17 protein-coding genes are annotated in these 21,694 nt (G+C 73.9%); 5 read left to right on the forward strand and 12 right to left on the reverse strand.

From position 1 onward, the window contains the following. Nucleotides 1-76: 76 nt before the first annotated feature. From ACFY4B_RS29635 to ACFY4B_RS29670, 8 genes are all read right to left on the reverse strand, one after another. Nucleotides 77-1,525: an APC family permease gene (locus tag ACFY4B_RS29635; RefSeq protein ID WP_049650721.1), complete on the reverse strand. Its 1,449-nt coding sequence runs from the start codon at nucleotides 1,523-1,525 to the stop codon at nucleotides 77-79. Nucleotides 1,526-1,666: 141 nt separating this feature from the next. Further along, a complete protein-coding gene (locus ACFY4B_RS29640) occupies nucleotides 1,667-2,284 on the reverse strand; it encodes a TetR/AcrR family transcriptional regulator (RefSeq protein WP_049650720.1) in 618 nt (205 codons plus the stop codon). 27 nt (nucleotides 2,285-2,311) lie between these two features. Beyond that, nucleotides 2,312-3,157 (reverse strand): fumarylacetoacetate hydrolase family protein, encoded by an 846-nt coding sequence (locus tag ACFY4B_RS29645; protein ID WP_074005209.1) that lies wholly within the window; start codon nucleotides 3,155-3,157, stop codon nucleotides 2,312-2,314. A 12-nt stretch (nucleotides 3,158-3,169) separates the two neighbouring features. Continuing rightward, a complete protein-coding gene (locus ACFY4B_RS29650) occupies nucleotides 3,170-4,108 on the reverse strand; it encodes a 3,4-dihydroxyphenylacetate 2,3-dioxygenase (RefSeq protein ID WP_387973031.1) in 939 nt (312 codons plus the stop codon). After that, nucleotides 4,101-5,564: an aldehyde dehydrogenase gene (locus tag ACFY4B_RS29655; RefSeq protein WP_387973034.1), complete on the reverse strand. Its 1,464-nt coding sequence runs from the start codon at nucleotides 5,562-5,564 to the stop codon at nucleotides 4,101-4,103. The genes ACFY4B_RS29650 and ACFY4B_RS29655 overlap by 8 nt, the downstream gene beginning before the upstream one ends. 52 nt (nucleotides 5,565-5,616) lie before the next feature. Further along, complete coding sequence (locus ACFY4B_RS29660; RefSeq protein ID WP_049650716.1) at nucleotides 5,617-6,423, reverse strand: acetoacetate decarboxylase family protein; 807 nt, start codon at nucleotides 6,421-6,423, stop codon at nucleotides 5,617-5,619. Between the two features lie 10 nt (nucleotides 6,424-6,433). After that, a complete protein-coding gene (locus ACFY4B_RS29665) occupies nucleotides 6,434-7,780 on the reverse strand; it encodes an NAD(P)/FAD-dependent oxidoreductase (protein ID WP_387973037.1) in 1,347 nt (448 codons plus the stop codon). A 3-nt stretch (nucleotides 7,781-7,783) separates the two neighbouring features. Continuing rightward, nucleotides 7,784-7,972: a ferredoxin gene (locus tag ACFY4B_RS29670; protein ID WP_049656520.1), complete on the reverse strand. Its 189-nt coding sequence runs from the start codon at nucleotides 7,970-7,972 to the stop codon at nucleotides 7,784-7,786. 425 nt (nucleotides 7,973-8,397) lie between these two features. Here ACFY4B_RS29670 and ACFY4B_RS29675 point away from each other — a divergent pair, with 425 nt between their 5' ends. Together ACFY4B_RS29675 and ACFY4B_RS29680 are read left to right on the forward strand one after the other, a co-directional pair. Next, a complete protein-coding gene (locus ACFY4B_RS29675; protein ID WP_375877027.1) occupies nucleotides 8,398-9,753 on the forward strand; it encodes a glutamine synthetase family protein in 1,356 nt (451 codons plus the stop codon). Between the two features lie 26 nt (nucleotides 9,754-9,779). Further along, nucleotides 9,780-11,069 (forward strand): cytochrome P450, encoded by a 1,290-nt coding sequence (locus tag ACFY4B_RS29680; protein WP_117491489.1) that lies wholly within the window; start codon nucleotides 9,780-9,782, stop codon nucleotides 11,067-11,069. A gap of 75 nt (nucleotides 11,070-11,144) precedes the next feature. On the opposite strand, the gene ACFY4B_RS29685 is transcribed toward ACFY4B_RS29680, so the two are convergent. The 3 genes from ACFY4B_RS29685 to ACFY4B_RS29695 all read right to left on the reverse strand — a co-directional run bounded on the left by ACFY4B_RS29685 (nucleotide 11,145) and on the right by ACFY4B_RS29695 (nucleotide 16,406). Next, on the reverse strand, nucleotides 11,145-13,607 hold the full coding sequence (locus ACFY4B_RS29685; RefSeq protein ID WP_387973040.1) for a penicillin acylase family protein: 2,463 nt from the start codon (nucleotides 13,605-13,607) through the stop codon (nucleotides 11,145-11,147). A gap of 175 nt (nucleotides 13,608-13,782) precedes the next feature. After that, nucleotides 13,783-14,961 carry a serine hydrolase gene (locus ACFY4B_RS29690; RefSeq protein ID WP_049656527.1) on the reverse strand — a complete coding sequence of 393 codons (1,179 nt, stop codon included), beginning with the start codon at nucleotides 14,959-14,961 and terminating at the stop codon, nucleotides 13,783-13,785. Between the two features lie 140 nt (nucleotides 14,962-15,101). Then, nucleotides 15,102-16,406 (reverse strand): MFS transporter, encoded by a 1,305-nt coding sequence (locus ACFY4B_RS29695; RefSeq protein ID WP_387973043.1) that lies wholly within the window; start codon nucleotides 16,404-16,406, stop codon nucleotides 15,102-15,104. Between the two features lie 244 nt (nucleotides 16,407-16,650). Between ACFY4B_RS29695 and ACFY4B_RS29700 the strand changes: the two genes are divergently transcribed. The 3 genes from ACFY4B_RS29700 to ACFY4B_RS29710 all read left to right on the forward strand — a co-directional run bounded on the left by ACFY4B_RS29700 (nucleotide 16,651) and on the right by ACFY4B_RS29710 (nucleotide 20,082). Continuing rightward, nucleotides 16,651-18,018 carry a condensation domain-containing protein gene (locus ACFY4B_RS29700; protein WP_387973046.1) on the forward strand — a complete coding sequence of 456 codons (1,368 nt, stop codon included), beginning with the start codon at nucleotides 16,651-16,653 and terminating at the stop codon, nucleotides 18,016-18,018. 34 nt (nucleotides 18,019-18,052) lie between these two features. Further along, complete coding sequence (locus ACFY4B_RS29705; protein ID WP_387973049.1) at nucleotides 18,053-19,174, forward strand: alkene reductase; 1,122 nt, start codon at nucleotides 18,053-18,055, stop codon at nucleotides 19,172-19,174. 98 nt (nucleotides 19,175-19,272) lie between these two features. Then, on the forward strand, nucleotides 19,273-20,082 hold the full coding sequence (locus tag ACFY4B_RS29710) for an aminoglycoside N(3)-acetyltransferase (RefSeq protein ID WP_387973052.1): 810 nt from the start codon (nucleotides 19,273-19,275) through the stop codon (nucleotides 20,080-20,082). Between the two features lie 67 nt (nucleotides 20,083-20,149). On the opposite strand, the gene ACFY4B_RS29715 is transcribed toward ACFY4B_RS29710, so the two are convergent. After that, a complete protein-coding gene (locus tag ACFY4B_RS29715) occupies nucleotides 20,150-21,673 on the reverse strand; it encodes a M1 family metallopeptidase (protein WP_387973055.1) in 1,524 nt (507 codons plus the stop codon). Nucleotides 21,674-21,694 lie beyond the last annotated feature (21 nt).

Here is a 21,694-nt window from a genome sequence, read left to right on the forward strand (position 1 = left end):
CTGCCTGCGGGCGCGCGCCGGGGAATGCGTCAGCCGGGGAAGGTGTCGACCGGGGGAAGCATCGACCGGGGGCGCGTCAGCCGGTGCGTCGGCGCCGGATGCGCTGGTTGGCCACGCCGAGCGCCATGACGACCGGCACGGACAGGACGAGCCACAGCGCGGTGCCCGCCTCGCCCCCGATCAGGGTGGTGAAGTTGGCCAGGATGAGCCAGATGGCACCGGCGATGCCGAGCGCGCCCAGCACGGGGGCGATCACGGTGTTCCACAGCCTGGTGTCGACCCGTCGGCGGCGGAAGTACACCACGACGGACACCGAGGTGAGCAGGTAGAGCAGCATCATCGCCAGGACGGCGAGTCCGCTGAACCAGGAGAAGAGGGTGAGCACCGGGTCCTTGCCGGCCAGCGCGAAGGGCACGACCAGGAGGACGGCGATGGCGGTCTGCACCCGGCCCGCGACCGCCGGGGCGTGCCGCCGGTTCAGCCGGCACAGCGGTGCGGGCAGCTGCCGGTCCCGGCCGAGGCAGAACAGGTACCGGCTGGCGGAGTTGTGGAAGGTCAGGACGCCGGCGAACAGCGAGGTGGCGAGCAGGACCGGCAGGACGCCGCCGATCCAGCCGCCGAACAGGTCGGCGACGGGGGCGAAGACGAACCCGGCGGAGTCCCCGGCGGCCACCGCCTTGGCGGCCGCCGCGGGGGCCTTGGCGGCACCGTACGCGGAGATCAGCATCCACGAGGTGAGGGCGAAGAAGACGGTGACCACGGTCACCGAGAGGTAGGTCGCCCTCGGTACGGTCTTCTTGGGCTCCTTCGCCTCCTCGCCGTAGATGGCGGTGGCCTCGAAGCCGAACATCGAGGCCAGGGCGAACATCACGGCGACGCCCGGCGCGCCCTGGAGGGCGGCCGACGGGGAGAAGCTCTCGGCCACCCCGAGCCCTTCCGGCCCGCCGCCCTTGACCAGGGTGACCACGCCGAAGACCAGCAGGATGCTGAACTCGGCGAGGACGAACGCGGCCAGCACCCGGGCGCCCATCTCGATGCCCAGGGCGCCGAGGGCCTGCACCACGGCCATGGTGACCAGGGTGTAGACCCACCACGGGAGGTGGAGCGGGGTGTGGTCGGAGACCAGCCCGCTGACGATCGAGCCGTACAGGCCGTACATCGCCGCCTGGATGACGCAGTAGGCGAACAGGGCGACGCTCGCGCTGCCCGCGCCGGCGGCCCGGCCGAGGCCGGTGCCGATGTACGTGTAGAAGGCTCCGGCGTCCACGACGTGCCGGCCCATGGCGATGAACCCGACGGAGAAGAGCAGGATCACCGCCCCGGCCACCACGTAGGCCGCGGGGGTGCCGGAGCCGTTGCCGAGGGCGACCGAGATCGGGGCGGCGCCGGCGATGCCCGTCAGCGGGGCCTGGCCGGAGAGGACGAAGAAGAGGATGCCCAGGACACCCAGGGCGTTGGGTTTGAGCGTGGCCGCGGTGGGGGCGTCCCGCTCGGTCCGTTCGGAGGACGTCGTCCGACTGTCCACACGGATCACCTGCCAGGTCGAAGTGGGGGAAGGTCCGGAGAAGGTCGTTTCAGGTCAAACGAGTTGCCTCATCGTGGGGCGGCGCCATGCGTTTGACAAGGGGTCGGGAAGCAGGAAAAAGAGGGGTGGTACGACGCGGCGTCAGCGCCCGTCGGGCTCCTCGGCCAGCCCGGCCAGCAGGCCCCTGAGCTCCGCCAGCGCCTCCTCGGTGGCCTCCCGCTCACCGAAGACCAGCTGGTGCAGCACCAGGCCCTCCAGCGCGGCGAAGACCAGCCGGGACATGCCGCGGCTCACCGGGCCGGGCAGGATCCGGCCCAACTCGCTCCGGCTGGCCTCGAAGTACTCCTCGTAGAGGCCGCGAAGGTGCGGCAGCAGCTCCGGCCGGCGGCGGGCCTCCAGCAGCAGCTCGTACTGGAAGGCCTGCACCTCGGGACCGGACTCGACCATCTCCACGAGACCGGTGGCGAAGTCGGCCGCGGGGCCGGTGCCGACGCCGAGCGCGCTGACGCTCAGCGAGGAGCGGATGGCGTGGGTCAGCGCCTCCTCGATCAGCGCGTCCCGCGTACCGAAGTAGTGCACGACGAGCCCGTGGGTGACACCGGCTTCCTGGGCGACGGCCCGGTAGGTGAGCTTGCGCAGACCGCCCCGGGCCACCACGCGCACGGCGGCGTCCAGCAGGGCCGTCCGTCCCGTCCCGTAGTTCGTCACGCGCTTGCGGGGGCCGCGCTCGACGGTGGTGGGCTTGACGGGATCGGTCATGTGATCGACCCTACCGGCGCGCACGGGTCAGCGCTTCGGCGGCCGGATGCCGCGGAACTCCCAGTCCCCGCCCAGGGCGGTGGACAGCACCTCCTCCGACTCCGTCGGCTGCGCCCCCACGTCGGTGCGCACCGGGGTCGGCCCGGCGACGATGCGGTTGGCGAGCCGGCCGAGGCCCTCCACCTCGACCTCGACGAGGTCCCCGGGCGCCACCGGCCGGGAGTTGGCCGGGGTGCCGGACAGCAGCACGTCGCCGGGGTACAGGGTGATGGTGCGGGCGATGTCGGCGACGAGGTAGTGCATGTCCCAGGTCATCTCGTCGGTGGAGCCGTCCTGGACGACCTCGCCGTTGACGTAGGTCCGCAGCCGCTTGCCGTGGAAGTCCCAGTCGGTGACCAGCCCGGGGCCGAGCGGGCACAGGGTGTCGGAGCCCTTGACCCGGAGCATGGAGCCGGCGTCGGTGTCCCGGAAGTCGTGCAGGCCGTAGTCGTTGGCCACGGTGTACCCGGCGATGTACTCCCCCGCCTCGGCCGGGGAGACGTTGCGCGCGGTGCGGCCGATCACGATGGCGACCTCGCCCTCGTAGTTGAGCCACTTGCAGCCCTCGGGGCGGACGACCGCGCCCCGGTGGGAGTTGAGCGCCGAGGTCGGCTTGTGGAAGTAGGTGGGGCTGTCGGGCAGGCCGATCCGGAACTCCTCCACCCGGCTGCGGTGGTTGAGGTGGACGGCGATCACCTTGGAGGGGACGACGGGCGGCAGGTGGTGGGCGTCCTCGGCCGCGACGCGCCGGCCGTCGCCGGCCACCAGGTCGTCGCCCTCGCGCACGGTCTGGACGGCGGCGCCGTCGAGCAGGATGCGGCGGTACTCGGGCATGGCGGGGCCTTTCTAGCGGAGGCTGTGGGGGTTGCGCGGGCCGGCCGAGGCGGCGGACGGGCCGGTGCCCGTCCAGCCGCCCTGCGGGCGGTCGAACCAGAGGTGGGCCTGGCCGGTGCCGATCGCGTTCTCGTACTCCCCGTACTGGCGCGCCGTCGCGGTGCAGGCCCGCTCGCCGAGGGCGCCGGCCATCATCAGGTAGTGGGAGAACCCGGCCTCGGGCCGGTGGCGCCGGAACTCGTCCATGGTGTCGAGGACCCGGTCGTGGCGGCCCTCCTTGAACCAGGCGATCCGCTCCCGGTCGGCGGCCCGGGCCTCGGGGGTGAAGATGTGCGCCGGGTCGCCGGACTCGTGGTCGCGCAGCTCGCGCAGCGGCCAGAAGGTGTGGGACAGGGCCCCGGAGGCGATCAGCAGCACCCGCCGGCCCGGGGTGGCGGCGATGCCGTCGGCCAGGGCGCGGCCCAGCCGCAGGTGGTCCTCGGCGTCGCCGGTCTGGCAGACGCCGATGGTCACCCAGCGCTTGTCCGGCAGGCCCTCGCCGAGGAACTTCCACAGGTTGACGGTGGCGTAGTAGATCGGCAGGTACGCGTCGTCGACCGGGGTGATCCAGGTGCCGTGCCGGTCGGCGAACGAGGCGATGGAGCGGGCGAGTTCGGGGTCCCCGGGGAAGTCGTACGGCATCCGGCACATGCCGCGCGGCAGCTCCTCGGAGGTGAACAGCCCGGCCCGGCGCTGCTGGGCGGTGACCACGAACTCGACGGTGGTCGCCCAGTGGGAGTCCAGGACGACGACGGTGTCGTAGTCCGCGCGCTCGAAGACCTCCTCGCGCAGCTGCCGCAGGCCGGTGACGAGGGTGATCTCCCGGCCGTCGTTCAACCGGCGCCTGGTCTCCTCGGGCAGCACGATGGTGGGCACGTGGGCCAGCAGGCCGGCCCCGACGATCTCACCCATGGCTGGTCCACCCCTTCGGCGAGGTGACGGTGTTCTTGACGTCGCAGTAGAAGTCGAAGCTCCAGGTGCCGCCCTCGCGGCCGACGCCCGAGTGGCGGGAGCCGCCGAACGGGGCCTGGAGGTCCCGGACGAAGAAGCAGTTGACCCAGACGGTGCCCGCGACCAGCCGCGCGGTGACCCGGCGGGCGCGCTCCGGGTCGCCGGTGGCCACGGTGGCCGCCAGGCCGAAGCGGGTGTCGTTGGCCAGCCGGACGGCCTCCTCCTCGGTGCCGAAGGTCTGGAGGGTCAGGACGGGGCCGAAGACCTCCTCCTGGACGATCTCCGCGTCCTGGGCGACGTCGGTGAGCAGGGTCGGCGCGTAGTACCGGCCGTCCCGGGGCCGGCCGCCGATCACGGTGCGGGCGCCGGCCGCGACGGCCCGCCGGACGAAGCCGTCGATCTTCTCCAGCTGGCGGGGGTGGACGGTGGGGCCGATGTCGGTCGCCTCGTCCCGCGGGTCGCCCTGTACGAGGCGTGCGGCCCGCTCGACGAAGCGCCGGGTGAACTCCTCGGCGACCGTCTCCTCGACGAGGAGGCGGGTGGCGGCCAGGCAGACCTGGCCGGCGTTGTCGTACTGCTCCACCGCGAGGTCGACGGCGAGGTCCAGGTCGGCGTCGGCGAAGACCAGCAGCGGGGACTTGCCGCCCAGTTCGAGGCTGAGCGGGGTGAGGTTGGCGGCGGCCGACGCGGCGATCCGCCGGGCGGTCGGCACGGACCCGGTGAAGCTGATCCGGCGCACGTCCGGGTGCGAGGTGAGGGCGTCGCCGATCTCGGAGCCGTACCCCTGCACCACGTTGAGGACGCCGGCCGGCAGCCCCGCCTCGGCGGCGATCCCGGCGAGCAGCGAGGCCGTCAGCGGCGACCACTCGGCGGGCTTGAGGACGACCGTGTTCCCGGCCGCGAGGGCCGGGGCGACCTTCCAGGTGGCCAGCATCAGCGGCGCGTTCCAGGGGGTGATCAGCACGCAGGGGCCGGCCGGGTCCCAGCTGACGTGGTTGGTGTGGCCGCGGGTGTCGAAGTCCTCGTGGCCGAGCCGCAGCAGCCAGTCGGCGAAGAAGCGGAAGTTGTGGGCGACCCGGGGCATGACGCCGCGGCGGTGCGAGCGCAGCAGGGCGCCGTTGTCGGCCGTCTCCACGACGGCCAGCTCCTCCAGCCGGCGCTCCACGCCGTCGGCGACGGCGTGCAGGAGGCGGGCCCGCTCCTCGCGCGGGGTGGCCGCCCAGGCGGGGAAGGCGGCCTTGGCGGCGGCGACGGCGGCGGCGGCCTCCGTCGCGGTGCCCCGGGCGATCTCGCCGAGGACGGCGCCGTCGACGGGCGAGACGTCGGTGAAGGTGCCGGCGGAGGCGACGCGTTCGCCGCCGATCCAGTGCCGGGTGTCGACGGCGACCCCGGCGACGGTGGTGGTGTATTCGCTCATGTCCTGGGCTTCCTCGTGTCTCCGGGTTCCTCGTGGGCGGTGCGGCGGGGGGTCACTCGGCACCGGAGGTGCCGGACTCCAGCAGCCGGCCGCCGTCCCACACCACGCCGACCTGCCGGTAGTAGGCGGCGATCGGCTCGCGGACCTCCAGCCGGGCCAGCTCCTCGGTGGGCGCCTCGAACAGCTCCAGCTCGGCGTCGCCCACCCAGGGCTGCCCGGCCTCGAAGGAGGCGGCGCCGGACTCGACCAGCTCGTCCAGGGCGAGGCCCTTGCCCTTCTCGATGGAGGGCAGCCAGCGGTGGTGGAGCATCGGGTGGCCGTTGACGAAGCCGTTGCTCTCCGACGGCTCGCGCAGCGTGACGACGGCCTGGGCCAGGCGCCGGTCCGCGGCGGCGAGGGTCGCGCCGAACCGGGCACCGGCCTCGATCCGCGGGGCGGGCCCGTACGGGTGCGGCCGGGTCTGGTGGATGGAGCCGAGCTTCTTCGGGTAGCCCTGGTGCAGCCCCCGGGCGATCGCGAAGTCCTTGTCGACCCAGATGTGCGCGCAGCGGCTGTACGTCCGCCCCCGGTACGCGCAGCGGACGACGGCGAACGCCTCCTTGTACTGGGCGCGCACCGGGTCGAGCAGCTCCCGTCCGGAATCGGAGCAGGACTGCCAGTCGGCCCAGATCAGCGCGACGGCGCCCGGGTCCTCGTCGGCGAGTTCCAGCGGCTCGGGCAGCAGCTCGCGCACCCGGGCCGGGTCGGTGCGGTACTCGACGGTGAGCAGGTCGCCGGAGTAGCGCCACGGCGGCGGGGGGATCAGCGACGAGTCGCCGGTCGCCGTCTTGGGGTGGAAGTATCCACGGACACTGGCCACTTGGGGTTCCTTACGCGGTGGGAGCGGGGTGTGGGAGAGCGGGCCGCGCTACGGCCGGCTGCGGGAGGGCGGGCTGCTCTACGGCCGGCTGCTCTACGGCCTGCTGCGCTACGGCCGGCTGCTCGACGTCCGGCCGCCGCAGCAGCTCGGCGCGGTAGCGGGCGGCGGCCGCCGCGGCGCCCCGCCCGCCGAGGGCGACGACGCCGACCAGGCGGCCGGCCCGGTGGTAGCCGACCAGGACGTCCCCGTCGGGGTCCCCGTCGAGGTCGCCGTCCAGGACGCGTGCGTCGTCCCGGCCGAGGCCGGGGGCGCCGAAGGACTGCAGCCGGAAGTCGTGCTGGTCGCTCCAGAAGGTCGGCAGCGGGGCGAACGGCGCGAGACCGTGGTCGGCGCCGGCGAGGTGGGCGGCGAGCACCCTGGCGGCGTGCTTGGCCGTGTCGGTGGGGATGGACCAGTGCTCGACGCGGCGCGGGACGCCGTCGTACCGGGCATTGGGGAAGCGGGCGACGTCACCGACGGCGACCACCTCCGGCCGCCCGCCGGCCCGCAGGTGCTCGTCCGTGCGCACGCCGTCGGAGAGGTCCAGGCCGTTGCCCTCGAGCCACTCGGTGTTGGCCACCGAGCCGACCGACTCCACCACCACGTCCGCGTCCAGCACCCTGCCGTCCGCCAGCGCCACCCCGGTGACCCGGTCCTCGCCCCGGAAGCCGGTCACCCCGGTGCCGAGGGCGAAGCGGACGCCCCGCCGCCGGTGGCGGCCGAGCAGCGACCCGGCGAGCAGTTCGCCCAGCGGGCCGACCATGGGCAGCGGCTGCGGGTCGACGACGGTGACCTCGGCGGCGCCGAGGGCGACGGCGGTGGCGGCCACCTCGCAGCCGATGAAGCCGGCTCCGACCACGACCACCCGCGCGCCGGGCCGGGTCAGCGCCTCGCGCAGCCCCCGGGCGTCGGCCTGGGTCCGGACGGTGTGCCGTCCGGTGGCGGGGCCGGGGCAGCGCAGCCGCCGGGCGCGCATGCCGGTGGCCACGACGAGGGCGCGGTAGGGCAGGGTCTCGCCGCCGTCGAGTTCGACGGTCCGGCGGTCGAGGTCGGCCCGGACGACCGCGGTGCCCAGGCGCCAGTGCACGTCGGAGACGCCGGCCCGGGGCCGGAGGGCGAGCGAGTCGAAGGAGGCCGTGCCCGCCAGGACCTCCTTGGACAGCGGGGGCCGGTTGTAGGGCATGTGGGGCTCGTCCCCGACGAGGGTGATCGGCCCGTCCCAGCCCGCGGCGCGCAGCTGTTCGGCGGCGCGCAGCCCGGCCATGGAGGCGCCGGCCACGAGGACGGGTGCGCCGGCCCCGGCGGTGGGTGCGGTCACGGCTCAGTCCTCGATCCGGATGGCCTGGAGCGGGCAGACGTCGGCGGCCTCCTCGACGTCGGCGCGCAGGCCCTCGTCGGGGTGGGCGACGTACGCGAGGTGTCCGTCCTCGTCGAAGCGGAAGACGTCGGGGGCGGCGAAGACGCACTGGCCGTGGTCCTGGCACTTGTTCATGTCGACGACGACCTTCATGGCCGGTCCTCCTGGTGGTGGGGGAGCGTCGCGGGAAAGGGAGGGAACGGGGGGGGATCGCGGGGGGCGTGGGGCCGCGGGGGCCGGATCACGGCCGAGGGGGCGGCGGACGCCGGAGGCAGGGGGCGATGGCCGCCGAGGAAGGCGGTGACGAGCGACCGCCAAAACGTTTGATGTCAAATAACATAGGAAGCAGCCGGCCTCTGGTCAAGAGCTATCCGGATGGATAAATTTCTGGGGCAGACCCCTTGCGGGAGAGCGACCGGCGTCCCTACCGTTTGCCACCAGCGAGCGAGCGTGTCCTGCCCCACCCCGCAGCCCGAAGCCGCCGCGCCCCCTCCCCCACCCCGCCACTGCCGTGCGCCCTGGCCCTCCCGACGCCGTGAACGCGGGGAGGCGCCCCACTTCCCCCAGAGGAGACACCGGTGAGCGCATCCGACATCCCACCCGTCCGCCACCACCTGGAGCGGCTGGCCGCCCAGGGCATCGACGTGGTCCGGGTGACCTATCCCGACCTCATCGGCACCGAACGGGCCCGGGACGTCCTGCTGGACCACCTGCCCTCGGCCTGCGAACACGGCCTCGCCTTCTGCCGCGCCGTCTACCACACCAGCCCCCAGGGCGACGTGGTCCCCGTCCCCGGCGGCCTGGACGCCGGCCTGCCCGACATCTGCGTGCGCCCCGACCTCGACACCCTGGCCGCCCTGCCCTGGGAGCCCGGAGTCGCCAGCTGCCTCGGCGACGTCACCGACCCGGCCACCGGACGGCCCGCCCCGGAATCCCCCCGCGACCTGCTGCGCACGGTCGTCGACCGGTGCCGGGAGCACGGCCTGCACCCGGTCGTGGGGCCGGAGTTGGAGTACTTCCTGTGCGACGCCGCGCCCGGGACCCCGCAGGGCTGGCGCCGCTACAGCGAGGCCGCCGGCGTCGTCTACACGGCGGGGCTGCGCGCGGACGCCGACAACCACCTGCTGCGCACCCTGCGCCTGCTGCGCGACCTCGGCATCGGCATCACCAACGGCAACCACGAGTTCGACGGCTCCCAGTTCGAGATCAACCTCAACCACTCCGACGCCATGGCGGCCGCCGACCGCGCCTTCCGCTTCAAGTCCGCGGTCAAGGAACTCGCCCGCAAGGAAGGCCGGTTGGCCACCTTCATGGCCAAGCCCTTCCAGGGCGCCGGCGGTTCCGGCTTCCACCTCCACCTGTCCTGCGTGGACGGCGCGGGCGGCAACGTCTTCGCGGACCCGGCCGCGCCGTACGGGCTCAGCGCGACCGCGCGCCACGCGGTGGCCGGCGTCCTCGCCCACGCCCCGGCGCTCGCGGCGCTGGCCAACCCGACGGTCAACTCCTACAAGCGCTTCGGCCCCGACACCCTCGCCCCCTGGCTGATCGACTGGGGGCTGGACAACCGCAGCGCCATGGTCCGGATCCCGCCGGAGCGCGGCTCCGGCAGCCGCTTCGAGCTGCGGCTGGGGGACGCGAGCGCCAACCCCTACCTGCTGATCGCGGGGACCGTCGCGGCGGCCCTGCTGGGCGTCCTCGCCGGCGAGGAGCCCGCCGCCCCGCTGGAGGGCTACGGCTACGACCGCGCCAGGTCCGCGCTGCTGCCGACGTCCCTGCCCGAGGCGCTCGACGCCCTGGAGGCGGACCAGGACCTGACCGGGGTGCTCGGCCGGGACTTCGTCGACGCCTACCTCTCGTACAAGCGCGACGAGGTCGCCCGCTTCCAACGGCACGTCACCGACTGGGAGTTCACCGAGTACGCGTACCACCTGTGAGACCGAGGAGACCAACCGTGACCACCGTGCCGTCCACGCCGCCCGCCTCCGGCGCCATCGACGAACCGCTGCCCCTCGACCAGGTGGACCTGGCCGACCTCGACAACTTCACCGACGGCGTCACCCCGTGGCGGATGTTCCACACCCTGCGCCACCAGGACCCGGTGCACTGGCAGCCGGAGGAGGCGCCCAACTCCGGCTTCTGGGCGGTCACCCGGCACGCCGACATCGCCCGCGTCGACCGGGACGCCGAGACCTTCACCTCGACGAGGTTCGTGAACCTGGAGGAGGTCGACGACGACCAGATCAAGAAGCGCGCCTCCATCCTGGAGCTGGACGGGGTCCGCCACCGCGCCCTGCGCAGCATCCTCCAGCGCCAGTTCGGCGCGGGCGTGATCAACAGCTACGCCGACTTCCTGCGCGGCCTGACCGCCACCACGCTGGACGCCGCCCTGGCCAAGGGCCGCTTCGACTTCGTCAAGGAGGTCTCCGCCGACTTCCCGATCAACGTGCTCGCCCGCCTCCTGGACGTGCCCCCGGAGGACAACCAGCAGCTCATCGACTGGGGCAACCGGATCATCGGCAACACCGACCCGGACTACGCCGACGTCCTGCTGCACAGCGCGGAGAGCGAGAAGTACCGCGACCTGCCGTTCCGTTCGCCCGCCTCGCTGGAGGTCTTCGCCTACGGCCGCGAACTCGCCCGGCAGCGGCGCGGCGGCGCCGGCACCGACCTGGTCTCCAGGCTGGTCAACGAGACCCCCCGCGACGGGGTGCCGCTCTCGCCGCAGGACTTCGACAACTACTTCCTGCTGCTGGTCGTCGCCGGCAACGAGACCACCCGGCACACCATCAGCCACTCCATGCTGGCCCTCCTCCAGCACCCCGAGCAGCTCGCCCGCCTCCAGCAGGACCCGTCCCTCATCCCCGGCGCGGTGGAGGAGTTCCTGCGCTGGGCCTCCCCCGTCTACCACTTCCGCCGCACGGCCACCCGCGACGTCGAACTCGGCGGCAGGCGGATCAGGGAGGGCGAGAAGGTCGTGATGTGGTTCGCCTCCGGCAACCGCGACGAGGAGGTCTTCGGCAACCCCTACGACTTCGACGTGACCCGCCGCGACAACGACCACGTCACCTTCGGCAAGGGCAGCCCCCACCTGTGCCTGGGCAACCTGCTCGCGCGCACCGAGATCCGCATCATGTTCGAGGAGCTGATCCCGCGGCTGGCGGGCATCGAACTCGCCGGGGACGTCCCGCGGGTGCGCTCCAACTTCGTCAACGGCATCAAGCGGCTCCCGGTCGAGGTCACCCTCGCCTGACCCCGCCGCACGAGGTCGGACGGGCCGCCGCCGTTCCGGGAACGGCGGCGGCCCGGAGGCCCGTGCGACGGCGCGTCAGCGCCGCAGGACGGTGACGCCGAGGCCCGGCGCGGAGCGGATCTCGGCCTCGGTGAAGCGCTCGGTCACCCACTGCTTGCGGGCGTAGACGCGGGTCTGGTCGGTGAAGTGCGGCGAGGTCGGGTCGGCGGACTCGCCGTAGGTGAGCAGCGTCCTGGTGCGCGGACCCCGGTCGGTCAGCTCGGTGGCCATCAGGAAGGTGCCGCCGTGCGGGACGCTGCCGAGGTTCGTCGGGTAGGTGCCGCCGCCGGTGCCCGAATCCGGCCCCGCCGTCAGCACGTTGAAGCAGCCCAGCTGGTGGGAGCAGCCGTGCAGCGGGATGCCCGCCCAGCGCTGGACGAGGCCGATCGGGGCGTCCACCGGCAGGCCGCGGGCGGCCAGGCCCTTCACCGCGTCGGCCAGGGCCCGCTGGGCCTCGGGGTTGGCGGCGTCGATGCCGCGCGGGGTGGTCAGCGGCCGGGCCGGGTCGGCCGGGACCGTCTGCCAGGCGGTCGCGCCGGTCCCCGCCAGCGCGTCCCGGTACGCCTGCCAGAGCACGGTGCCCCGGCTGTCGGCGTCGGCCCGGGTGTTCCAGGCGGCGAGCGCGTCGCAGGCCGGGCGGACGTCGACCCGGCTGCCGTCGGAGGCGGCGATCTCCGGGTGGGCGCGGCACAGCGCCACGGCGTCGTCGCGGTCGAGTTCGGCGCTCTGCACCCGGTTGCCGAACATCGTCGCCTGGAGCGAGCCGAGGGTGAACCCGGGGGCGCCGAGGCCGTCGGTGCCGGCCCGGCGGTCGGCGATCATCCGCAGGCCCAGCTGGCTGCGCAGCATCCGCGCGGAGGCGCCCTGGTACATGGCGGGAAAGCCGGTGAGCGGGGCCTCCGCGTTGGTCAGGTACGGGCCGTTGTTGGAGTTGGCGACGTAGTCGGTACGGGTCAGGCCCGGCTGGTTGGCGGGGCCGAAGACGCCGGGCACGAGCGCGTCCGGGTCGGTGCCCGGGTCGCAGGCGGCGGTCGAGCCGTCCAGCACCTGTCCGAAGCCGCCGCCCGCGACCAGGCAGCGGTCGCGCTGGGCGTCGGGGAGGTTCGGGACGGCGGAGGCGTCGGTGAACCAGGTGGTGCCGGTGGAGTCGACGGCCGTGGTGTACACCCACGGGAGGCCCTGGTAGGTGCGCTGGGCCTGGCGGAGCTGGTCGAGGTTCTGGGCGCGGCCGACCGCCAGCCACTGGTTCAGGGAGCGGAGGTTCTCGGCGTTGGCGTCGCCGAGGGTGTAGGCGTGCTCCCCGGTCCAGCCGTCGGCGAGGACGTAGCCGTGGCGGGAGCGGTAGAGGCTCCGGTCGACGGTGGAGAGCGTCCCGTCGGCGGCCCGGACCGTGACCTTGACGGTCTCCTGGGCCATCCGCTCGGCCTTGCCGTCCACCAGGTACGCGGTCGGGTCGCCGGGCACCAGGCTGAGCCGGTGGAGGGTGTAGTGGTCGGCGTAGCTGGTGGTGTGGCTCCAGGCGAGGCCGCGGGTGTGGCCGATCTGGAGGAACGGGATGCCGTACAGTCCGGCGCCGGCGACGTCCAGGACGCCGGGGATGGTCAGCTGGGCCTGGTAGAAGCGCTGCTCGCCGGCCCACTGGAGGTGCGGGTTGGCCAGCAGCAGGCCGGTGCCGTCGCGGCTGGCGTCGCGCCCGATCGCCCAGGCGTTGCTGCCGAGTTCGGGGTTGTCGGCGGAGTGGCCGGGAGCGGCGATCCGGGGTGCGTCCGCCGCGGGTCCGGCGGCTTCGGCGCCGGGCCCGGCTGTGACTGCGGGCCCGGTCGAGGCCGCGGGGACGGCCGTGGCGATCTGCTGCTTGGCGGCGCCGCTGCCCGCCAGGGTGTTGGCGGAGTAGAGGATGTTCCACAGGTCGTCCGCGGTGATCGGACCGACCCAGGCCTTCCCCCGGCAGGACGGGTCCGGCAGGTGGTCGGGGCCGGTGTCGCGCAGGTAGCGGTTGTACCCGGCGACGTAGCCGTCCACCAGCTGCCGCACCTCGTCGGTCGGGCCGAGCGGCGCGGGGGCGGCCTGCAGTCGCCGCACCGTCCCGGCGCGCAGCAGGCCCTGCTGGTAGGTGTCGCTCACCAGGTTGCTCACCCGGTCCACGGACTCGCCGTCCGGGCCGAGGTGGCGCGAGCGCTCGCCGCGCACGGTGAGAACCTGGTCGGCGAGCTGGCAGAGGTTGTCCTGGGCGAAGGCGTACCCGTAGCCGTAGCCGAGGCCGCCGAAGTCACGGGCGAGGACGTGCGGGACGCCGTACTCGGTCCGGCTGATCTTCGCGGTCCAGCCGCCCCGGTCGGCGTCGGGGCCGGTCCCGAGGTCGGTGCCGGCGGCCTGGGCCACGGCGGGCACCAGGGCCGTCAGCAGCGCGGACGTCAGCCCGACCGCTAGCGCGCCCGAGGTGAACCGCCGTAGCTTTGAGCGAAACTGACGTTCCTTCATGTTCTTCACTTCCGTCATGGCCTCACCCTGTGGCCGCCGGCACCCGCCGGTCATCGCCCCTCGGGACGACCTGCCCTCGACCCTACGACCTATCCGTGTACACCCCGGGGAGGAGACGTTCCCTACCCGCACGACCCTCCCCTCGGACGATGCGGTCGTCGATCACAGGGTCCGACGCCCCGCCGGCGCCCGCTCAGCTGGCGCGGGGGCTCCCGGCGCACAGGGCGTGGTCGATCAGCTTCGAGGCCGCGTCCTCCTGGGCCTTGATGTGGTCCCAACTGTCGCCGAGCGCCTCGGACATGGAGACCACGGCGCTGCGCTTCCCGTCCTCGGTGACGCCGTTGAGGGTGATGAAGCCGCCGTCCCCGCCGTCGTGGCCCCAGTAGGTCCCGCCGCAGGTCAGCGAGCGCTTGACCAGGCCGAGCCCGTACTCGCCGCCGTGCCACATCTCCGAGGTCTGGTCGTCCACGGTCACCGTCCGCTGCATCTCGGCCAGTTGCCGCGCCGGCAGCAGCCGGCCCGCGAGCAGTGCGCGGAGGAGGACGTTCTCGTCCCGTGTGGTGGTGGCCCAGGAGAGCCCCTGGTCCATCGGCACCTGCTCGGTGACGTCCACCCGGCCGTCGGGTTCGGGGAAGAGCTGGTAGGCCTGGGCGTGCGGCCGGGGCAGAGTGGGCGAGGTGCCCATCAGCCGGGTCCGGTCGAGGCCGAGCGGGCGCAGGATGCGGTCCTCGACCTCCCGGTGGGCGGGGCGGCCGGTGGCCCGCTCGACGACCATGTCGAGCAGGAGGTAGCCGACGTTGGAGTACCTCCAGCTCTTGTCGGTGCCGAACTCCGCCCCGGCCACCAGGTCTTCGGGCTGGTAGACCTTGTAGCGCTCCCGCTCGTACCCGTCCTTCGAGTCGTATCCGGGCAGGTGGTCCACGATGCCGCCCTGGTGCTGGAGCAGTTCGCGGACGGTGGTCCCGCCGCCGGCTCCGCCCTTGGCCCGTACCACCTCCGGCAGCCAGTGGCCGAGCGTGTCGTCCAGTGACAGCCGTCCCTCGGCCTCCAGTTGGAGGACCACGGTCGCGACCATCGTCTTGGCCGTGCTGGCCATCCGGAAGTAGCCGTCGGGGGAGACCGGGCGGCCGGTGGTGACGTCGGCGGTGCCGCTGGTGGCGACCGTCTGGCGGCCGTCGGGCCCGATCACCCGGGCCTGTACGCCGCTGATGCCGAGGTCGTGGATCGCCGCGGCGTCCCGGCGCAACTGCTCGGCGACGGACGGCCCGGCCGGGCGGGCGACGGCGGTGGCCGCGTTGGCGGCGAGCAGCACGGTGACGCCGGCCGCCACGACGAGGTGCCTGCGCAGGGTCGAACCCATGATCGAAGTCATGGCCGCACGCTAACCGGTTCCGGCCCGAACGGGCCGTGGTGCTCCGCTACTTGGGGGAGGAATGGGGGATGTCCCCCAGTCGCCCCCCAGCGCTGTCCCGGGACTCCCCCGGGACTCCCCCGCACCGACTCCGTAGCGGCTCAGCCCACCGAGGCCGTGACCGGCCGCGCCGGCTCGGCCCCCGCACCGTCGGCCGCCCCGCCCAGGGCCGCCAGCCGCCGCAGGCTGGCCCGGCGCTGGAGCGTGCCGAGGCCGACGGTCGCCGCGCCGAGCCCGAGCCAGCCGACCGGCCCGGCCGCCATCACCACCCCGGTCAGCAGCAGCGGCCCCACCGACTTCTGCACCGACTGGGACATCCCGGCGACCCCGAGGTACGAGGCCTGGGCGCCCGGCGGGGCCAGCACGACCGCCAGCTCCCAGGAGCTCACCGAGCGCAGCAGTTCCGCCAGCGTGATCAGCATCGCCGCGGCCAGCAGCGCGACCGAGGTCAGGACCGGCCCGGCGCCGGTGGCGAGCGCGATCAGCAGGCAGCCCCCCAGCACCGTCACCCCGTACCAGCGGACCGCCGCGGCCGCCCCGAGCGCGCCCTCCGCCCAGGCGGAGACCCGCAGTTGCAGCAGCACCACGAGCACCGTGTTGAGCACCAGAAAGACCGGGACGACGGCGTGCGGCGCGCCGGTGTGGTGGACCAGCCAGAGCGGCAGCCCGACGTTGAGGACCGAGTCGTCCAGGTTCAGCGGCATGTCCAGCAGGACGAACCGCAGGTAGCCCCGGTCGCGCCAGGGGCTGGGCGCGGCGGCCGCCGCCCCGGCGGGCGCCTCTCCGGCCTTCGCCGCGACCAGACCGCGCCCGGACGGCTCCCGGGTGCGCCAGACCAGCACGGCGGCCAGCACGTAGGACAGCCCGTTGGCCAGGATCAGCACCCGGTAGGCGGCGGTGGTCCCGACCGCCAGCCCGATCGCCGCGACACCCGCGCCGAGCGCGTACCCGGCGTTGGCCACGCTGCGGAACAGGGCCTGGTAGGTGGCCCGCCGCTCGCCCGCCACCCGGGTCGCGAACAGCATCTCCAGGGTCTTGGCGGCCCGTTCGGCCAGGCAGATCAGGGCCACCACGGGCAGCAGCGCCGCGAAGTCGTCGACCACCAGCAGCAGCCCCATCGCCCCGAGCCGCAGCAGGTGGCAGCCGATCAGCAGCCACCGCACCGGCACCCGTTCGGCCGCCCGCCCGGCCAGCGGGGACCCGGCGATCCCCGCCACCGCCCCGACCCCGAGCAGCAGTCCCAGCTGCCGCGCATCCATCCCGCAGACGTAGGTGAAGTAGAGCACCGAGGCCGCTGCCCACACCCCCGTGCCGGTCCGGTCGACGCACTGCGCCAGCAGCATGATCCGCGCGTCCCGCCCGCCCGGCGGCCGCCGCAGCTGCGCTATCAGTCCGTTCCCCCGCATGGCAGGCCCCCGTCGTGTGCGTGGCGCGAGTCGCGCGATCGGCATCAATCTCGATATCAAGATACTTCACATCAAGAGACTTTTGGAAGCCCCGAAACCCCCGACGGCCGCCGGGCGCGGACGGCCGCACGACCCTCGACGCGCGGCGGGCGGTGCGCCACACTCTCCCCAGCAGCACCCGCGCTCCCAACGCACCGGCACGACGCCACGACGCCACGACCACCGCACTACGGAGAGCCGATCGGTGACCACTCGCCAACTGCTGGAGCTCGCCTTCTCGTCCGGACGGACCGGGGCCGGACCGGCCACCTGGGGCCAACGGGCCATCTGGGACGCCGTACGACGGCTGCCGCCGGCCGACGCGCCGCGCTACAACATCGCCACCGCCGCGCCGCTGGACCCGGGGCTGCCCCTGCCCGTCCTGCTCGCCGCCCTGGAGCGGCTGCTGCACCTGCACGACTCGCTGCACACCCGGCTGCTCCCCGACGAGGCCGGCGGCCTCCGCCAACTCGTGGACGGCGAAGGCGCCCTGGACGTCCACCTGTGGCCCGCCGGGGAGCACGAGGACCCGGCCGAACTCGGCACCCGGCTGCACGAGGAGCTGGCGGCACAGCCCTTCGACACCGCCACCCAGTGGCCGGTGCGGGTCGGCGCGGTGACGGCGGGCGGGCTGGTCCGGCACATCAGCCTGGTGCTCTCGCACACCGCGGTGGACGGCTCCGGGATGAGCCGGCTGGTCGCCGACCTGTCCGCGCTCTGCCTCGGCAGCTCCCCCGAGGAGCTGGCCGAGCTGCGCGAACCATCCCAACAGCCGCTGGAGGAAGCCGAGTTCCAGACCTCCGAACGCGGCCTGCGGCGCGACGCGGGGGCCCGCAAGCAGTTCGTGCGCAAGCTCCGGCTCGGCCCGCCCCGACTCTTCCCGTCCCGCCCCCTCCTGCCGACCACCGCAGAGCCCGCCCGGTTCCCGAACGCGGTGCTCCGCTCCCCCGCCCTGCCCCGGGCCGTCGAGCGGGTCGCGGCCCGGCACCGGGTCAGCACGGGCTCCGTGCTGCTCGCCGCGACGGCCGCGATGACCGCCCGGCTCGCCGGCTCCACCGAGGCCGTGCTGAACGTCGTGGTCAACAACCGCTTCCTGCCGGAGCTGGCCAACGCGGTCGGCATGATCGCGGGCGACGGCCTCTTCCATCTCCCGGACGCCACCGCCGAGTTCGGCGAGGTCGTGCGCCGTACCCACGCCGCGGCGATCGGCACCTACCGCCACGCGTACTACGACAGGCTGGCCCTGGCCACCGAGATCGACCGACTGACCGCCGAGGGGGTCCAACTGGCCGACCGCTCCTGCGTGTTCAACGACACCCGGGAGCTGCTCCCGGCCCCGGCCGCCCCCGGCGAGGAGCACACCACCCTCAGCTGGCCGGTGGACTTCGAGCCGCGCCCCGGCCTGACCTACGCCCTGGACGCCCTGCAGTCCGCCGAGGCGCTGAGCCTGGCCATGACGGCGGACCCGGCCCTGCTGCCGCGCCCCGCGATGGAGCGGTTCCTGTACGGGATCGAGGAGTTGATCCTCACCGAGGCGGCCGCGCCGGCGGACGGAGCGGCCGTCGGCGCTTGAACCTGACACTGATGTCAAGTTCTACCGTACCGGCATGACCACGACCGCCACCGCATCCCTGCTCACCCCGTACCGCCTCGGCGCGCTCGACCTGCCGAACCGCGTCGTCATGGCCCCGATGACGCGCTACCGGGCCGCCGAGGACGGCACGCCGCTGCCCGTCGTCGCCGAGTACTACGCCCAGCGCGCGAGCGCCGGCCTGATCGTCACCGAGGGCATCTGGCCCAGCCGGCAGGGCCAGTCCGGCTGGCGCCTGCCCGGCCTGGAGACGCCCGCGCACGCGGCCGGCTGGCGCGCCGTGACCGGGGCCGTGCACGCCGCCGGCGGGCGGATCGCCGCCCAGCTGATGCACGGCGGCCGCCAGGGCCACCCGCTCAACCGGCTGCTCGGCGACGTCCCGGCCGGCCCCTCCGCCGTCCCGGCCCCGGGCCCGGTGCACGTCAAGGACGGCGGCAAGGCCGAGGCCGTCACCCCGCGCGCCATGACCCGCGAGGAGATCCGCCGCACCGTCGCCGACCACGTCGACTCCGCCCGCCTGGCCCTCGCCGCCGGCTTCGACGCCGTCGAACTGCACGGCGCCAACTCCTACCTGATCCACCAGTTCCTGGCCGACAACACCAACCTGCGCACCGACGAGTACGGCCCCCGCACCCTCGCCGACCGGCTGCGCTTCCCGATCGAACTGGTCACCGCCGTCGCCGAGGCCATCGGTCCCGACCGCCTCGGCCTGCGGCTGTCCCCCGGCAACCCGCAGTTCGGCATGGACGAGGCCGACCCCGCCCCCGTCTACCGCGCCCTGCTCGCCGAACTCGACGGCCTCGGCCTGGCCTACCTCCACCTCACCGACAACGACGACTACCCGGCCCTGGCCGACCTGCGCCCGCGCTGGTCCGGCCCGCTGATCGGCAACGTCGGCGAGAACCGCGCCGCCACCGACCGGGAGCGCGGCGAGGCCGTGCTGGCCGCCGGCCTGGCCGACCTGGTCTCCTACGGCCGCGCCTTCATCGCCAACCCCGACCTGCCGGAACGGTTCGCCGCGAACGCCCCGCTCACCCCCGTCGACCCCACCCACCTCTACGGCCAGGAGGCCACCGGCTACACCGACTACCCCCGCCTCCCGGCCGGCCACCCCGCCATCCGGCCGACCACGAGCTGACCCAGGGCACCCCCGTCCTGACCCACTGTCAGTGCCACCCGCTATGGTCGGCCCCGAACCATCCAGTACCAACCGCACCGCCGTCACCAGGGGGCACCATGACCGCACCGGGCACCCGCCCGCTCACCACCGCCGACCTCGTGGAGGGCTGGCACCGGGTGGGCGTCCGTGAGGGCATGGCGCTGATCGTGCACTCCTCGCTCTCCAGCCTCGGCCGGGTCGAGGGCGGCGCGGCGGCCGTGGTGGCCGGCCTGCGCGAGGCGGTCGGGCCCGGCGGCACCGTCGCCGTGCCCGCCTTCACCTCCGGCACGGTCCATGACCCGGCCCCCGGGCACAGCGGCCCGCCCGGCCCCGAGCTGGCCGAACTCCGGGCCGCCGTCCCGCTGTTCCACGCCGGGCTGCCCTGCGACACGGGCGCGGTCGCGGAGGCGCTGCGCGCCCTGCCGGAGAGCCTGCGCAGCACCCACCCGCAGGTCTCGGTCGCCGCCGTCGGCGCGCACGCCCGGGAGGTCACCGCCCGGCGCTCGCTCGGCTTCGCCGTCGGCCGGGAGTCGCCGTTCGGCGCGCTGCACGACCTCGGCGGGCACGTGCTGCTGGTCGGCGTCGGCCACAACCGCAACACCTTCCTGCACTACGCCGAGACCTTCGCCCCCAACCGCCGGCTCAAGCTCCGCCGCTTCCCGATGGCGATCCAGGGCGAGCGGGTCTGGATCGAGGCACCGGACGTGGGGGACGACAACGACACCCACTTCCCGGTCGTGGGGCGGGAGTTCGAGGAAATGGCGGGCATCCGCGAGGTCCTGGTCGGCGCCGCGCCCTGCCGCCTGGTCCCGGTCCGCGAGCTCATACCCTTCGCCGTCCGCCGCCTCACCGAACTGCTGGCGGCGGACGGCCCCGGGGAGGCATAGGCCGGGCCGACGGTCCCCGCAGCGCGCGCGGAACCGCCGACCCGAACGCCCTCGTACCGCCCTGCCGTCAGTGCCGGCCCTCGTGCACCGAACCGGCCTCCTGGATCTTCTTCCAGGACTTCGGCTCGACCGGCGCCGCGTCCCGGCCCGCGTCCGCGCCCGGCGCCAGCGAGGCCGCGGCACCCGGCGGCACCGGTCCGACGGCCGGCTTGCTCGGGGTGAACAGCCAGGTGTTCAGCAGGTCCCCGAGCTTCTGGCCGGAGACCTTCTCCGCGTACGCCTGGAACTCCGGGATGGTGGCGTTCCCGTAGCGCCGCTCGGTGGGCCAGCCCTTGAGGATCTGGAAGAACTTCTCGTCCCCGACGGCGTTGCGCAGCGCCTGGATGGCCACCGCGCCGCGGTAGTACACCGCACCGGAGAACTGGTTCTCCTCACCCGGGTCGCCCGGCTTGACGGTCCAGAACGGGTCGTCGGCCGGGTGCGAGGCGTAGATGTAGTCGGCCACTGCCTGCGCGGTGCCCTCGTTCTCGTGCTCGGACCAGAGGAACTGCGAGTACTCGGCGAAGCCCTCGTTCAGCCAGATGTCGCTCCACTTGGAGAGCGAGACGCTGTCGCCGTACCACTGGTGGGCCAGCTCGTGGACGACCACCGAGGTGTTGGTGCCCCGGGCGAACAGCCCGGGGCCGTAGGAGACCCTGGTCTGGCTCTCCAGGGCGCCACTGGACGAGGTGTTGGCGACGTAGCCGCCGACCGAGCTGAACGGGTACTCGCCGAAGTAGCCGCTCAGCCAGTCCACCAGCTCGCCGGTCCGCTCGATGCTCGCCCGCGCCGCGGCGCCGTTGTCGCCCAGGTCCTTGCTGTACGCGTTGTAGACCGGCAGCCCGCTCGCGGTGGTGTCCTGGGTGATGTCGAACTTGCCGATCGCCAGGGTCGCCAGGTAGGTCGCCTGCGGCTTGTTCTCCCGCCAGCTGTACCGGGTCCAGCCCGCCAGCGAACTGGTCCCGGTCAGCACGCCGTTGCTGATCACCTGGTTGCCGTCCGGCACCAGCACCGAGACGTCGAAGGTCGCCTTGTTGCTCGGGTGGTCGTTGCTCGGGTACCACCACGCGGCCGACACGGGCTCGCCGGCCACCACCGCACCGTCCGGGGTGCGGCGCCAGGCGGTGTAGCCGCCGTACCTCTCCACGGTGGACGGCACGTCCTTGTAGCGCACCACCACGGTGGCCTGGTCGCCCTTGGCGAGCGGCCGGGCGGGGGTGATCTCCAGCTCCTGGTCGCCACTGGTGGCGAAGGTCGCGACCCGGCCGTTGACCCGCACCTCGGAGACCTTCAGCGCGAAGTCGAGGTTGAACCGGGAGAGGTCCTGGGTGGCCGTCGCGAGGATGGTGGTGGTGCCCTCCAGCTCGTCGGTGGCGGGCTGGTACTTCAACCGGATGTCGTAGTGCGAGACCCGGTACCCGCCGTTGCCGAGGGTCGGGTAGTACGGGTCCCCGACGCCGTCCGCGCCGGGTTGGAAGCCGGAAGCCGAGGCCGGGACGGCCAGGAACAGGCTCAGGGCACTGGCAGCAGAGACGATCAGCCTCTTGCGCACATGGTCCTCCAGGGATCACCG

Source organism: Kitasatospora sp. NPDC001261 (assembly GCF_042896795.1).
Taxonomy (GTDB): Bacteria; Actinomycetota; Actinomycetes; order Streptomycetales; family Streptomycetaceae; genus Kitasatospora.

What these genes read in the sequence shown, in the direction of transcription:
- ACFY4B_RS29640 (WP_049650720.1), bottom strand. Translation starts at nt 2,284, where the DNA reads ATGACCGATCCCGTCAAGCCCACCACCGTCGAGCGCGGCCCCCGCAAG.
- ACFY4B_RS29645 (WP_074005209.1), bottom strand. Translation starts at nt 3,157, where the DNA reads ATGCCCGAGTACCGCCGCATCCTGCTCGACGGCGCCGCCGTCCAGACC.
- ACFY4B_RS29650 (WP_387973031.1), bottom strand. Translation starts at nt 4,108, where the DNA reads ATGGGTGAGATCGTCGGGGCCGGCCTGCTGGCCCACGTGCCCACCATC.
- ACFY4B_RS29655 (WP_387973034.1), bottom strand. Translation starts at nt 5,564, where the DNA reads ATGAGCGAATACACCACCACCGTCGCCGGGGTCGCCGTCGACACCCGG.
- ACFY4B_RS29670 (WP_049656520.1), bottom strand. Translation starts at nt 7,972, where the DNA reads ATGAAGGTCGTCGTCGACATGAACAAGTGCCAGGACCACGGCCAGTGC.
- ACFY4B_RS29685 (WP_387973040.1), bottom strand. Translation starts at nt 13,607, where the DNA reads ATGACGGAAGTGAAGAACATGAAGGAACGTCAGTTTCGCTCAAAGCTA.
- ACFY4B_RS29690 (WP_049656527.1), bottom strand. Translation starts at nt 14,961, where the DNA reads ATGACTTCGATCATGGGTTCGACCCTGCGCAGGCACCTCGTCGTGGCG.
- ACFY4B_RS29695 (WP_387973043.1), bottom strand. Translation starts at nt 16,406, where the DNA reads ATGCGGGGGAACGGACTGATAGCGCAGCTGCGGCGGCCGCCGGGCGGG.
- ACFY4B_RS29705 (WP_387973049.1), top strand. Translation starts at nt 18,053, where the DNA reads ATGACCACGACCGCCACCGCATCCCTGCTCACCCCGTACCGCCTCGGC.
- ACFY4B_RS29710 (WP_387973052.1), top strand. Translation starts at nt 19,273, where the DNA reads ATGACCGCACCGGGCACCCGCCCGCTCACCACCGCCGACCTCGTGGAG.